General features: G+C 51.6%; 15 protein-coding genes. 5 read left to right on the top strand and 10 right to left on the bottom strand.

From position 1 onward, the window contains the following. The first annotated feature begins 868 nt into the window (after window positions 1-868). Window positions 869-2,947, top strand: coding sequence for an autotransporter family protein (locus ACR0NB_RS14830; RefSeq protein ID WP_480553356.1), 2,079 nt, complete (start codon window positions 869-871; stop codon window positions 2,945-2,947). Between the two features lie 88 nt (window positions 2,948-3,035). Here the strand turns inward: ACR0NB_RS14830 and ACR0NB_RS14825 are convergent, their stop codons facing one another. After that, complete coding sequence (locus ACR0NB_RS14825) at window positions 3,036-3,968, bottom strand: SdiA-regulated domain-containing protein (RefSeq protein ID WP_170619933.1); 933 nt, start codon at window positions 3,966-3,968, stop codon at window positions 3,036-3,038. Between the two features lie 177 nt (window positions 3,969-4,145). Here ACR0NB_RS14825 and ACR0NB_RS14820 point away from each other — a divergent pair, with 177 nt between their 5' ends. Next, a complete protein-coding gene (locus ACR0NB_RS14820) occupies window positions 4,146-4,904 on the top strand; it encodes a hypothetical protein (protein WP_170418903.1) in 759 nt (252 codons plus the stop codon). Here ACR0NB_RS14820 and ACR0NB_RS14815 read toward each other — a convergent pair whose 3' ends face one another. From ACR0NB_RS14815 to ACR0NB_RS14780, 8 genes are all read right to left on the bottom strand, one after another. Beyond that, window positions 4,905-5,846: a metallophosphoesterase gene (locus ACR0NB_RS14815; RefSeq protein ID WP_170619935.1), complete on the bottom strand. Its 942-nt coding sequence runs from the start codon at window positions 5,844-5,846 to the stop codon at window positions 4,905-4,907. Continuing rightward, a complete protein-coding gene (locus tag ACR0NB_RS14810; protein ID WP_480776087.1) occupies window positions 5,836-7,269 on the bottom strand; it encodes a hypothetical protein in 1,434 nt (477 codons plus the stop codon). The genes ACR0NB_RS14815 and ACR0NB_RS14810 overlap by 11 nt, the downstream gene beginning before the upstream one ends. A gap of 19 nt (window positions 7,270-7,288) precedes the next feature. Further along, window positions 7,289-7,933 carry a protein-tyrosine phosphatase family protein gene (locus tag ACR0NB_RS14805; protein ID WP_480776086.1) on the bottom strand — a complete coding sequence of 215 codons (645 nt, stop codon included), beginning with the start codon at window positions 7,931-7,933 and terminating at the stop codon, window positions 7,289-7,291. Between the two features lie 120 nt (window positions 7,934-8,053). Continuing rightward, entirely contained in the window at window positions 8,054-8,227 is a 174-nt protein-coding gene (locus ACR0NB_RS14800; protein WP_157054209.1) for a hypothetical protein, read from the bottom strand. Window positions 8,228-8,269: 42 nt separating this feature from the next. Then, the gene (locus tag ACR0NB_RS14795) at window positions 8,270-8,575 is read right to left on the bottom strand and encodes a hypothetical protein (protein WP_170418736.1); all 306 of its coding nucleotides are present in this window, start codon (window positions 8,573-8,575) and stop codon (window positions 8,270-8,272) included. Between the two features lie 52 nt (window positions 8,576-8,627). After that, window positions 8,628-9,242, bottom strand: coding sequence for a hypothetical protein (locus ACR0NB_RS14790; RefSeq protein WP_170408626.1), 615 nt, complete (start codon window positions 9,240-9,242; stop codon window positions 8,628-8,630). A gap of 55 nt (window positions 9,243-9,297) precedes the next feature. Continuing rightward, window positions 9,298-9,660 carry a hypothetical protein gene (locus ACR0NB_RS14785; protein WP_170470484.1) on the bottom strand — a complete coding sequence of 121 codons (363 nt, stop codon included), beginning with the start codon at window positions 9,658-9,660 and terminating at the stop codon, window positions 9,298-9,300. A gap of 300 nt (window positions 9,661-9,960) precedes the next feature. Continuing rightward, a complete protein-coding gene (locus tag ACR0NB_RS14780; protein WP_170756245.1) occupies window positions 9,961-10,260 on the bottom strand; it encodes a hypothetical protein in 300 nt (99 codons plus the stop codon). Between the two features lie 565 nt (window positions 10,261-10,825). Here ACR0NB_RS14780 and ACR0NB_RS14775 point away from each other — a divergent pair. From ACR0NB_RS14775 to ACR0NB_RS14765, 3 genes are all read left to right on the top strand, one after another. Next, window positions 10,826-11,341 (top strand): DUF805 domain-containing protein, encoded by a 516-nt coding sequence (locus ACR0NB_RS14775; RefSeq protein WP_171621540.1) that lies wholly within the window; start codon window positions 10,826-10,828, stop codon window positions 11,339-11,341. 73 nt (window positions 11,342-11,414) lie between these two features. Further along, a complete protein-coding gene (locus ACR0NB_RS14770) occupies window positions 11,415-12,185 on the top strand; it encodes a hypothetical protein (protein WP_170817441.1) in 771 nt (256 codons plus the stop codon). After that, window positions 12,169-12,705, top strand: coding sequence for a hypothetical protein (locus tag ACR0NB_RS14765; protein WP_170617475.1), 537 nt, complete (start codon window positions 12,169-12,171; stop codon window positions 12,703-12,705). Before ACR0NB_RS14770 ends, ACR0NB_RS14765 begins: the two co-directional genes overlap by 17 nt. Window positions 12,706-13,083: 378 nt before the next feature. Here ACR0NB_RS14765 and ACR0NB_RS14760 read toward each other — a convergent pair whose 3' ends face one another. Continuing rightward, on the bottom strand, window positions 13,084-13,998 hold the full coding sequence (locus tag ACR0NB_RS14760) for an SdiA-regulated domain-containing protein (RefSeq protein WP_170601057.1): 915 nt from the start codon (window positions 13,996-13,998) through the stop codon (window positions 13,084-13,086). Between the last annotated feature and the right edge of the window lie 63 nt (window positions 13,999-14,061).

Genomic DNA, 14,061 nt, shown 5'->3' with positions numbered 1-14,061 from the left:
GACCGTCAATACGGTGAGCGCCAACAGTATCTTCGTACTCCGTGTCATTGCTCAGTTTATTGTTTCATTCTCTTGGTTTCAGTCAACCAGCTTTCAGATCTTGTCGAAAATTGGCAAACTCTGAAACTCAAAATTCAAATTGGTTTCGTCGAGTTTCTGAATAAGGGACGCGCCCTCGATAAGATCAATCTCGGTCCAGAAGTTTTGGCCTACTAGCTTGAAAAGGTGCGTATCGGCGGAGCGGTGAGCATCTGCATTGATCTTAGCTATCGACTCCGAAATCCAATGATCCATGCCTATACTCAATGGCGCTGTTCAGCGCCCGTCAAGCTCGGGAAAATCGTTTCAAGGCTTGACCTTTTGCGACGGCTTCTACGCAAAGGTGCGTATGGTCGGAATGCAAAACCCGGCTTGTCTTGCCTCGCAGTAATTGCACGAGCAGGTCTGCATTGGGCAGACCTTCCCGTGTTGTGAGTTTGCTCATATGCCACAACAAAAAATCCAAAAAGATAAACTTTGTTTTTCAAGTCCTAAGTTAAGGTAGCTTCGCTTGTACTGCGAGAGGAGAAAGTTGGTGACAAACAATAGGCCGTTCCCACTAAGTCGAATTGCTCAGCTCATCACTCTGGCGAATATCGCATTCGTAATTTTGGCTTATTTGATGTCGCCAACCAAAGCACAAGCCCAAAGCTCACAGGCCTGCGTAGAATTGGGGTCTCCTCGAATAGAGTATGCTTCTGGATCTGAAAGCACTCGCGTTAATCAAACAATCTCAACGACGGAACGCACGTGTCTGCCGATCCCAAACGGACCCATAACAGGACTTACAATTGGTAACTCCTCTATCACGTCCTCAGGTGAAATTGAGTTGTATGTTCCTGGCCAAAATACCGTTCCAAGCAATGCTTCAGTTTTAACTCTTCTGAATGTTGATGTCGCCGCAGGCAGCGGAGACTTTGTATCCCGGGAAGCATTGGCAACAAACATCAACGGGAAGCTCAGAGTGAACCTCATTGGAACTTCGATTGGTTCCGGCAGATCAATGACGTTCGTTCCGTTCAACGGCGCGAATATCGACCCCACTGAAGTTTACTTCCAGTCAGACCGACCGTTAACCTACGACAACCTGACCGTTATGGGGGCTACCGAAGTGGTTTTCGGGGCGTACTATATCCAGACCCGGGTTGCCGAGGCTTCTGATTTCACACTGACGAATAGTTCGATTTCTTCAACCAGTGACATGGCGATTGCGGCAGGCACGACTGTTCGGCTTGGTGCGGCAAGCAGTTTGAACACCGTAAACTTTGAGAATTTTGGCACGCTGGCCGGAACGGGAACCGTGAACGCATTCAACTTCACAGTTAAGAACGGAGGGGTGCTTTCGCCGGGCTTTTCAATTGGTACGCTTAACAATAGTGGCGGTATCGCATTTGAAACTGGGTCAAGGATCTTAAGTGAAGTCGATCCGACGGCCGGTCAGAAAGCCGATTTGGTGTCATCCAGCGGGCCCGTTACAGGGATTAACCGCGCCACTATACAAGTCGAAGCCGCTCGTCTCGGCCTGACTGCGCAGGACTATGCTGCTGGCAACGACTACACGGTTTTTCAAGCCTCGCGTTTCGATGGAAACTCCCCAACTCTTGTTGCCGGAGGATCTCTGCCCGCCCTATCCAGTCTGAGTATCTCAAACACGCCAACCGCGGACGGTAGAATCGACATAACGTTTTCGACCCTCCCCGTCTCGAGTTTACCACAACACCCATCAGTTGTTGGATCTCCCAATGCAAGCAACCTTGCTGGTGCGGTGGCCAACACCACAAACACGTCACCTGGAACTAATCTGACCAATGGCTCAACCTTGGGTAATACCGTTAACACGCTTACCAATTCAGGTTTGGCTGGGTTTAATCGTGTGCACGCAGAACCCTATTCCTCCAATTTGACCGTTGGGCTTGAGCAACTTGACCTGATAACCAACACTGTGCTGAGCCATGCTGACTGCCGCAAGTATCAAGCGGTTGGCTTCAGCAATGCGGATCAACCCGTTGCAGAAGGCGACATCGACTCGGCCCAGAGCCCGAGCGGCGCAATAGACTGCTCTGATCGGCGCTGGTGGATCGACACGGCCTATGTGAGCGGGGACGTTGATGGAAGCAATGGCCTTGGGACATTCGACTATTCGCTGGGCACGATTTTGGTCGGAGCGGATGTCGCAAGCACCGATAGAGGTGTGGTCGGCGTGTACGCAGGTTTTGGGACATCCTCCATGGATGAACACGATCAAGTCGATCAGGACTTTTCGACCGACAGCTATCATGTGGGCGTCTATGGGCGCACAACAACCGGAACTTGGGAGTTCTCCGGGCTGGTCGGTTACATGTTCGGTGAAACCGACGCCAAGCGAAATAACCCTTCTGTTGATGGCTTTACGGGAGGCGAGGCAAAGTCTGATTTGGACCAAGAGGGCATCCATGCCGGTATCCAGGCACGAAAGCTGTTTAACCTGGACAGCGATGCAAGGGTTTCTACGGTTTTCGGATTGAACTACGGGCGTATCCAACAAGGTTCAGGCACAGAGACGGGCGGTGGTGATTTTAATTACTCGATTGAAAAAGCGAACGCAGAATCGCTGGTCGCTTCTATTGGAATTGACTACCAGCGGGATTTCTTGACAGAGAATGGTGTGCTAACCCCAATCGCCTTTGCTCGTTACGAGTATGATTTTTTTGCCAACAAGGACAGTGAACACGAAATCACTGTCACGAGCCCGATATTTGGGACATTCACGCAAGTCGGACAAAACCGAGGCGCCAATGGTTTCGTTCTTGGGCTTGGACTGGGCTATCAGATTTCTGATCTGGCGAGACTAACGGCAGGATATGGCTATTCAGTTCGCTCCAATGGCCAAGAACATGGCCTGGGTGCCAACTTAAGTGTTCGGTTCTGATTAGGGTGGACCAACGAAGAGGAGTGGTAAGCTAGCTGCAACAACTTGCGTCAGCTATTGTGGCGATGTGAGCTTCATTCTCTAGCGATCAAAATTTGGGGATATTAAAAACATAAAGCCGCGATTTCTTGGCATCGTCTGTCAGGATATAGAGAAGCCCTCTGGTCTCATCGAGGGCGATCCCTTCGGGATGTTTAACTTCTTTTTGTTTTCCATCTTCTGTGAACGTCAAACTGATAGACTTTACGGACTTGGACACTGGATTGTAGACGAAGATCTGACGGCTTTTGTCACTCACAATCCAAAGAGAACGCGAGGACCGGGACCATGCCAGGCCACTCAAATCCAGTTCATCATCATCTACACGCTCGGAGATAAAACCTGCATCGCGGGCTAAAGGAATGATCTCAATAATTTCGTCTAGCTCTGGCGATAACACCATTAACAACCTTGGTTGTCCCTCAATGCCAACGAAGACCCGCCCGGATTCCGGGTCAACGGCGATGCCTTCGGGTCCCTTGTTCAATGGGTTGCCGACGAGTAATGCAGCGGCGGTCGGGTAACCTTTAAGAGATGCGAGAGGTATTGTCGTCAGTTGAATGGGGTCAGTTGGGTGAACGACTAGGATTGATCGGTCAGTTTCTTGAAGCACCAAAACAGACCCATCCTTTCGAGGTGCAACACCCTCCAAATCTGATCCTGCCAATGCTGGCAACTTGAAAGAGTTTCCTAATACCCCGTCGACTCCGAGTAGGTGCAGTTTAGGTTCGGCATCACTTACAGACCACAAAAAGCCTTCAGCGTTAGACATTGCCAAGCCGGAAGGCTCTGAAAATCCCTCTGATTTGTCTGCCACCTTGAATTTATCGACCAGAACCAAACCAGCACTTTCGGCGTAGGCAAAATCGGTCCAAGGCAAGAAGGCTGCCGCAACCAAGCTGGCCGTAAAAGCGAGTCGTCTAAGTTTGCAGAAACACCGTGAAATTTCAGCTTTTGACGAAAACACTCTGTTTTCTGTCATTGGATTCTCTCGCGCTTGGACCACATCCCTGTATCAGCGTTCGTATCACAGTCCGGATACGATGTCCGAAGAATGCACTGTAATCTCTTTACCTGATCCCGCCTGTTGCGATTGAATTGGACAAGATGTGCCTTTGGCGGAACGCAATCTGCCAGAGCAAGCAGGAAGGAAGTTAAGTTGAACAAGACTTTCCCACTCATGGCCGCGCTATTGATGGTGCTGTTGCCAGGCGCTGCGGTAACACAAATCGACCCCGCGACCATGTTGGCCGGTACTACGGAGTCGGAAATACTTATCGAACGACGTTGGTTACAGTTTCGGGGCAAACAGGAACTGTATTTCTTCACTCTCGACGTCATCGTAACTGTCATACTGACTGGACTAATCGTCTATCACCCCGTGAGGCGGAGAGCCCGCAGAAGTGTCAGTGATATCGTCATGCCGCGACTGTTCTTCCTATACGCGCTTGTTGGCATGGCGGTTGGGTTTCTGGTCGTACAGCACGGATCGATGATCGGGTTCGTGATATTTGGAATAGGAGCTCTGCTGCGGTTCCGGTCAAATATGGATGACCCGGTCGACACGGTGGAAATGATCATAGTCACCGTGCTTGGGCTGGCGGTAGGGCTGGGCTTGCCCTTGATGGCCACGCTGGTGGCGGTTGTTTGTTGGTGTTTCATTTGGCTTGGTGGACGCAACAAGGGTGTTGAAATTTCCCTCAAGGCCTCAGACGAAGAGCACTCATTAAAAGTCAGCGGAGCCATTGAAGCCATGGCCGCAGACGCTGGCTGGAAGCTGGTCAGAAAACACCACGTTCCGGGCAAATCTCGTGTTTCATTGCTTTTCATCACTTCGGGTGGATTGTCGGAAGCTCGGATCGAAGAGATGATAAACGATCTGGTCCCTGAAAAAGTTGAGTTGAAACTCAACTTCTAGTCATTTCACAAGGTCCAAGCGTTTCAATACCGCATTCGGGGATCTGATCTCTTTTGGGAGCGACTTGAAGTTAACCGACCTTTCGAAATCAGGCCCTCGATATACTGCTATCCCAAATTCTCCGTTTGGCTGGAACGTAACATGCGTGAAGCTGTGAGGTGATCTGGCGCTATCGCCAATAAGCCGCCGCGGGCCACCGCCCAAACAAGCCTGTGAAACATAAGCCACACCGCCTTTCCAACCCGGATAGAAGGCATGATGGTGGCCTGACAGATGCAGAACAACACCGCTTTCCAGATAGATTTTCTCAAGTGTCGGGTCACCGATGATTTCGCGTTCGCGCTGGATCGCGAAAGGCCAAAGTGGGAGGTGACTGAAAGTGACAATCGGGTCTCCATCTGAACCCAGTTCCTTTAGCCGGTCCTGCTGGTCGCCGGATAGCGGCCCTAGGGTTGTTGCATCCAAAGACGCAAATGTTACACCCTGCATCTCAAATGCGTAGAAGAACGGGTAGTCATCCGAAATCAGGAAATCGACGTCTGGCTTTCTCGGTGTCCATTGCTCTGCATATATTTTTCTTTCACGCTCGAACCCTCGGTAAGCAGAGGCATCGTGGTTCCCAGGCGTGACCGCAAATGGAATTCCGGCGGCCTCTAAAGGATCTGATACGGCTTCGTGAAAGGCATTCCACATCTCCCTGACTTGTTTGTCTGACAAGTTGGGAATGCGCTGTCCCGCGACCATATCGCCCGTCGAAATCACCAAATCGGGATCAATCTCGATTATCCGTTCAATCGCCGTATCGACCCGAGGCGCATACTTTACCGAACCGTAACTGCCGTTCAGGTCCGATATGACGATGACGTCCAATGCCGCCGCTTTGCAGGCGATTAGAGCGGTCCAAATGAACGCCGCAAAAAGCGTAGAAAGCCTACGGGTCATTACAATCCACTGTCTCTACCTCGGTGTTGTTTCTCAAAAAGAATGCGACAGGATCCAAGTCGAACATCAAATCACCATTAGAACAATTGTCCTGGAGAATGGACGTTGCCAACTCGGTGTTTTTTACAACCTGTGCAATCTGCCTATCTGACAACCCAAGGCTTCGCGACAACCAGCCGTAGACGGGACCTTGAGATTGAAGATCATTATTCAAAGCGACCAAGCGCCGGTACGTGCTTGGAGAGAAGTGCCGCATTTTCTCCAGCATTTGAGTGGATTTCGCGAAGTTGGCATACTCGACCCGCCCACCAGCATCGTTGTCGTTTAGATTGCTGCGACGGATCAATAATGCGTCGGCGGGAATATCTCCATCGTTTGGCTCATGGTGTTTGGCTTTCTTGTGCTTCAGCTTTCCGTCTTCGACCCAATACCAATAGGGTGTGAAGTCTATGTTTCCTACGCGGTCCTGCTGGCTAAAGATAAAGTCGAGGAGAACAATCTCGGTCAGTTCTTGCATCCAAAATGCCATCTGTTGGTCACTGACATCGGAACCGAGATCCTTGTTGATCATCCGGTCTTTTCGGCCTTCTTTCACGCCCTCTGCAATGGCCTCTAGCAAGGGTTTTGAAGATCGCAAAGCCAAGAAAGCGGGGGTTTCCTGAAAATCGCGGTTCTGACCTTTCCCCCAACCAGATTTGCGGGTGCCGTTGATTTCCGAGCCGTATCGATGCCCGGGACTGTCAAGCAGTACACCGTAAATTTGCGTTCGATCCGAGGTGAACAGATCATCGGTGGGTTGGTATGAATTTGGGTCGGAATCCGCAGCTGCGAAGACCCGCCAGCCTTCATGGTTCATGCGCCCGCCATGAGAGCCACCAGAAATCGCAAGGCCAGGTTCGGCAACCTCGGAAAAATGCGCCTGGGCGTCCATGCTGCGCCAAACAGCGACTGGAACTTTTACAGTCGTGTCGAAATATCTGGAGAAATGATAGTAAAGCAGCGACGAGGTGGAAAAGGTTCCGCTGGTGCCCTTTTGGTTCATGGTGGATTTGAATTTGGCCACCCTGTCCTTGGCCAGATCTTTCGCCGCCTTCCCCTCTTTGCAAGCGTTTCTCTCGAATTCAGAACGGTTCCCCGCGTAGGGCCCTTCCGAAATATCGTAGACGGCCATACCTGGGCTGGTGCTCCAGGTTTTTGGGCAAATAGCAATTTCGGAGGCATAGAAATCGATCTCGCAATAGGCCGTCTCTTCCTCGAGATCGCTTTTTTGATACGCGCCCGTTGGAACTTTTTCGATCCGAATGCAGCGTTCCGTAACGCCGTTGGGACTCTCAAATGTCGTGGCTTCACCGAGGACATCGTCGCTCGCCCACAAGGCAGTGGGTGCAATGAAAGCCAGTGACCCCAGAAGATTGAACCTCATTTGGATACTCCTCCCGATATCATTTGGGGCAAATCGCTGCCTGTTGTTCGGTAGAGATCGTCAAATTGGGGTCGACACTGAATTTGGAGAACTTTGAGTCAATCCACTGGTCACACCCGCCTGAACATGGGGCACCGTTACGGGCATCATTCCAATAATCCTTGGCCCTTTCTTCCGTCCAACCGCAAAACTGAACGAGCGCCATTGCCGACAATGCTCCCGAGGAATGAACGCCCCACATGCAGTGCACCAGAACAGGACCCTTTCTAGGGTTTTCAATCACCTCATGTATGGACGCCATGACGGCACTGGGACGGGAGGATCTGGCGCTCTGATAGTCAAAGGATCCGTTTCCACAACTGGTGCGACCGTATTCAGTGTTTTTGCCAAAGTCGGCATAAAACCCGGTTGAAAACCCTTCACCGCACAGAGTTTCGCGTTGACCTTCACTCAGGCCCGTTCGATCCTTATCGCCACCTTTGAAACCAGAGCGATACAATACTCCGCTTAAGACTGGGCGAAAGAAAGCAACGCCGTCAACGCCTCCGTCGCTACCTTTTGAGAGCATTTGACTGTTGCTTGGACCGCCATTTCGACTGGTTACGTCAGAATTCGCAGCGGTTGCGAGAACACCAATGAATATGAGGGACGCCAAAAACCGCATGCCAAATCCTTTCTATTCTTGAACCTTTAATGCTCAAACTCTTGCGACCTGATAGTCTCTCGGAAAGGCTAGTTCATGACAACCATATCAAGTGGGCAAATAGCTTTCCGCTGTGAAACTTTAGATGGGCCACACGAGATTGATGATAACGACGACTACGAAGTAGGCTAGAACAACTTTCCAGTTCCATTGGTGCTTGTTTTCTTCGTTGATCACGCCAGCCGATTTCAATGCCAGGTTAGTGATGATTAAGGCGACAACGATGACCGCCGCGTGTGCCAGGTCGAATTGCAAGTTTGGGCTCCTTCTCTTGGATTTGGGATTGATGGAAATTTGTCAGCAGTCACCTGATGGCAGCATAGCTACATCTGAGTACCTTCCCTCAGACGTCGTGATCTGAGCACATGCACCTGTATCCTTGTTAAACCAGTACGAGGTCAGCCCTTCGCTTCGGATGAGTTCAAATCCGAGACTTTGGATGCCCATTTCAGCTTGGCCCGCTCTTGCCCCTTCAAATGGCGAAAGATCGCTAGAGCTGCCCACAGTTGGTGCACTTGCATCCACCGATCCGCCACTCTCTTCGCATGCTGCAAGTGCAGAAATACATACCGCGCCGATCACCATTAGGACATTGGTTCTCATGTGTTTTTCCTGGCTGTTTTGGGAACGTGTTCAAGGGCTTCTGGTCGATCACCTATTCAATTCCGAAAATTACGTTGTAGCCGACGGAAGAGTTGCTGCGATTGATAACCTCCACAACATGATCACCAGATTGCCAAAGCTGCCCTCGATACTCCTTGTCCGCCGACATTAATCCCAACAGTTCAGAACCATCGGGGTTACGAATAACGTAGTCTAAGGAGCCATTTCGCGGAGCAACGCGGACGTAAAGAAACTGTTCGTTTTTTGCCCCGAGAACATATTGCTGTGACGCTCCGGGCGCGAGTTCACCAACGAGTTCGGCGCCGGTGGAACCAGCATCGAATTTGACACGTTGGCTACCAGTAGACCCGGCGGCGCCTGCCATGGCTCCACCGCCATCATCCATCGCTTCGACAACCGACATCTCGCCGATGCTACCATCCTTGTACGCGATGCAGCGCCAAAGTGTTCCGCCTGCGTCTCGTAGCATGACGAGCGTGCCCGCTTCTGAGAACTCTGAGCTTTCAATCGTACCTGATTGACCGTCTGGTCCTCCAACCTGTCGCAAATGATCGATACACGCGTCGTCTGCTTCAGACATTGCAAAAGAAGCCGTGCCTGCGATTGCGAACATCGGTGCGAGGAATTTGAGTACAGCGAATTTCATCAGATGGTCCCTTGCTGGCTGATCCTTAGAGTTTTGTTCCGTACAAAGCGGAACCTCACTTCGCGTCTCGTAACTTTGACAGAAATTCATCGCATGCCTGCGCGCTGCCGACGATCTCGTCCGTCGTTTCAATTCCTTGCAGTGACGCCATTTCGGAATTTACGCGGTTGAGGATCTGATCCGCTTGCTCGGCGGTGATAAGGTTCTCAGCTTGTGCTCCTTTCAATGTGGTGCAGACACCGGCGGACAAGCCTGTCGCAACGCCGACACCCACCGCGGCCCCGCCACCCAAGGTCATCGCCCCAACCACGCCGAGGACGAGCCCGATCACAATTCCCAAGATTACTTTTCCCATGTTTTCCTCCCTTTTGGTGAGAAAGAGTTCAGCCACCACTACTGGCGCAATCTGCGTGCCCATCTGCAAATCAAAACCAGCGCTAACAGGTTGAGCGCCGGAGCAATCGCCGCGAACCACGGCTTGGCGGAATCCGAAAATAAGTCCGCCACAAGTATCCAAGGTAGTCCCAACGGCAGCAGGAACACTCCGGACAAAGGGTCTCGTTCCTGTCCCAACCAGCCAAATGTGCCCGTCAAGAATGCAACCAACGCCAATAGGTACATGACCGCGAATACGATGATGGTGGTTCTACAAACCAAGTCGAGCCTCAGCTGATCAAGCCAGTGCTGCGCAGCCGTTTTCAGCTACGCAGCAGACAGGTCACAATGCGCCTTCGTCGCCCAGGAACTCGATACCAGCTGTCGCGCCATCACTGTAAGCAATGCAATTCCAAGGAGCACGATCCTCGCCAACGCCGACTGTGACCTGTGTTCCCGCCTCGCTAAACGCGGATGAGAGCACCACGACTTGTGAATTGTTCGTTGTGCTGGCTACATCTCGCAAACACGCCTGCTGAGCCGGCGTGAGTTCGGCGGACGCACTGGATGTACTCGTATCGTCGCAGGCCGCAAGCAGTGCGAAACATGTCGCGCCTGCAATCATCACCATCTTGTTAGACATTTTCTTCTCCCTCTGGTTCCCTTGAAATTAGTGAAATTGGATGCGCTTGTTTGAAGCTCCCGCGTCTGTGCAGCCAATTGAACATACCTTGATCCTGTGACTACCATTCCCAAAACTTGCCGCGGGGGGCTTGGTCGGCGGGAAGATATTTCGTTGACTATCGGGGCCGACAATAACGTGTGAAGGCCGAATGACGTCACTGGCAAATGCTAGAGCAAACTCTGGACAGAGGGCGAGTACGTTTAGTCTGAGCATCGCGTCCTCCCAGCGCTCAATCATTGTAAAGTGCCTTCCGACCGCCAGCACTCACTCCAGCAGTCGGAAGGGCTCGGCACAGCGAGCAGCAACGACAACAACGGAGGTAAAATAAAGTTGTGTCGAATTCGCATGTTTGAATCTAATTTCTAATAAATCAATATTTTTTCCGCGCGTAAATTTCTCTACGCTCTCGTACGATAGGCCTCTGCGCTCAAACAAAAAGGTAAGAGGGAGCATCCTTAGGGGCGAGTGTGTTCCCCTGAACGGCGAAGCGATTTGAGGCCGCAAAGAAAGAATGGAGTGAAATATGGGATTTGGTGAAGCCGTAAAAACGTGTTTCTCGAAATACTTCCAGTTTTCCGGGCGGGCGAAACGCTCAGAATACTGGTGGTTCGTCTTGTTTGTAGTTCTCGTGAGTGCTGCTTTAGCTGTGCTGGACACCATCTTATTCGGGACTGACCCTGAAACAGGGCAAGGATCTCGGGTCCTGTCCTCTGTTTTCCAACTGACTGTTCTCATACCTATGCTGGCCGCCGGTTGGCGGAGGCTGCACGATACAGGACGACCTGGCTGGTATTTGCTGCTACCGATGGCGCTCAGCATTACAACGCTTTTTGTTATGTTGGGTGGGGTAGCGTTTTTTTCGGTATTGGAGCAAGGGACCGAAAATCCCGATGCATTGCGAGGACCTGCGGCCGTCCTGGGTGTGACCGGTATCGTTGTTGTCTCAATTCTTCAATTGGTTCTGTCCATCCTGATGATCTGGTGGCTTACGCGACCTTCCCAAGAAGGCGCAAACGAATACGGCGAACCTGTTTCTTGACCTGGCTGCCCGGGCAATTGGCTGGAATCTCTGCTGAACGACAGCGCGAACCGTAACTCCATGGAGAGAAAAAATGAGTTTCAAAACGATTTCCACTGGGACGCTGATGGTGGTTATGGCGACTACAGCATCAGCGGAGTGGTCGTTTAGTTCCGGGCCCAATCCCAATGCATTTATTCAATCTGGAAACATGACGCTGGAACTTCAGTGTAACCGTATCCGCTTTGCACCGGCTGGATATGAGGACAGCCAGGACATTGTGGAGAAGCAGGGGCTTTCCATTCGATTTTTGAAGAACGGCACCACCGAAGTTGGGGCATTTCAAGTTGGCGCAGAAAACGCGGCTTTGCAGATCGTCGACAATTTTCCTGTCGAGGTCAGTTTCAATAGTCAGCAAGACTATGGTTTTGTGCTGGACCAGCTTGCGGCCAATGCATCGGTTAATTTGTCGATGATTGATCAAGATGTCAGCTACGGAATCTTTGACTTAAAAGGCTCCAGCGCGGCAATTCGGTCCCTTCGTTCCGCCTGCGATTCAGGTCCTAGCCAGGGGGCCTCCTACGAACCCCCCGAAGGCATCGTCTATTGTGGTGGCGGAGCGATAAAACGCGTGATCGAACCCGTGATTTTGGACAACCCTGAGGGAGACTGGGACGCGCGAGTAACAGTCAACGGTGATTCAATCAGAGCAATGACGGCCTACAGTTACTTCGGAAACTCTGAGCCGCCGGCCGGATTTGTCGTAGCCCTACTTGGGGAAGACAGGTCCGAGTTTCTGATTTTTAGCGAAGGCTCGGTAAACTGGCTGGAATACGGGGACTACAGATATGATCAGTGCAATTGATGCTGCCTTCCAAACACCTTCCCAAGTAGTGCGTCAATTGAAAGGTCCAGTTTCCAGGTTTGTGCTGGTCTCTGGTCTAGTATGGAACTCACCAGCTGTCGCGGCTGACGTTTCGCAACTTCCAACCGGTTTGCGAGCAAAGGTTGATCTGGCGGCGCAGGCATGCGCGGAGTTCAACAACGGTCAGTTTGACTTAGATTGGGGCGCGGTTGAAAGGGTCGATCTCGACGGAGATCTACAACGCGACTGGGTTTTGAATGAGTCTGGTTTTGCGTGTTCGAGCGCCGCATCTCTTTACTGCGGAACTGGCGGATGCATGTCGCACTTCTTGATTGAAGAGGAGGTTCAATCCTTGCTCAACCAGGGCTGGACGGTTGTTGATTTTGGGCGTCAACGCGTTGTTGTTGCGGATATTCATGGATCCAATTGCGACGGAATAAACCCAACGCCTTGCGTCACCGCCAGTGTTTGGGATGCGGACGCTAATACGTGGCGCTCGTCTGCTGGCGATTGGGAATAAGTTGCATTTGAGAATTGCAGATAAGCCATAGGAGCTGGTTTGTTCGATGGGTTCTCTGTGGCGCGCAAACTTATGGGCAAATCGTGCAAACTTATGCGCAATTGCTGTGCAAAATTATGGGCGAAGACACTTAGATTTTCTGAATAAAATCAATGATAGGAATGCAGCGTTATGAGCGCACCTACATCGCTTCGCAAGACTGCTGAACCGGCCTAACTGACGGCATTTTTTTACTCAGGGCGCTCCTACGGCCAAAAAACGTGGCCTGGGAGCGGACCTGAATGAGCGGTTCTGAGTGGCGCGGATCAAGGAAGTTGGACCCGATGCGGGCTTGCTTGGCTAAGTCATCCCTTCGGGGTGAGTTCCGTACAGTAGCGATCAAAACTCAGGGATATTGAAAACGTACAGGCGCGATTTCTCGGCATCGTCCGTGAGGATGTAGAGAAGCCCTTTGGCCTCATCCAAGGCGATCCCTTCGGGTTGCTTCACGACCTTTCGGTCTCCATTCTTCATATACGTCAGTTCGATCGCATCTGCTGTTCTCGTCTCCGGGTCGTACAAAAAGATCTGGCGTCCTTTGTCGCTGAGAATCCACAGCACACCTGACATGGACCAAGCCAAACCGCTTACATCCAGTTCATCGTCATTCACGCGATCCGAGACAAAACCAGATCCACGATCCAAAGGGATGACTTCCTGAATTTCAGTCAGGTCCGGTGACACGACCAGCAACAGACGCGGTTGTCCTTCAATGACAACGAATACTCGCCCAGTGTCCGGGTCGACGGTGATGCCCTCAGGCCCCTTGTTCAGCGGATTGCCGACAAGCAGTTCGGCAGCGGCCGGATACCCCTTGAGGGACGCAAGTGGGACCCTTGTCAGTTGGATAGGGTCGGTTGGGTGAACGACCAATATCGATCGATCGGTTTCCTGAAGGAGCAAAACCGACCCATCTCTTCGCGACGCGACGCCCTCCAAATCTGATCCGGCCAAAGACGGCAACTGGAAGGAGTTTCCCAATACTCCGTCGATTCCAAGGAGGTGCAGTTTGGGCTCAGCGTCGCTTACAGACCACAGGAAGCCTTCAGCGTTGGACAGCGACAAACCGGAAGGTTCTGAAAATCCTTTTGATTTATCCGCCACCTTGAATCTATCGACCAGAACCAGATCAGCACTTTTTGCATAGGCAGAGCCAGACCAAGGCAAAAACGCTGCCGCTAGGAAGCTGGCCGCAAGAGCGGATCTTCCAAATTTGCAGAAGCGCCGTGAAATTTCAGGCTTTGACGGAAACACGTGCTTTCTGCCCTTCGATTTTCTCGTGTGTGTGACACACCCCTTTATCGCATTCGTATCACA

The organism is Ruegeria sp. CG3 (assembly GCF_056537205.1).
Note: the sequence above shows the minus strand (reverse complement) of the source record. Positions and strands in the feature narration are given on the sequence as shown.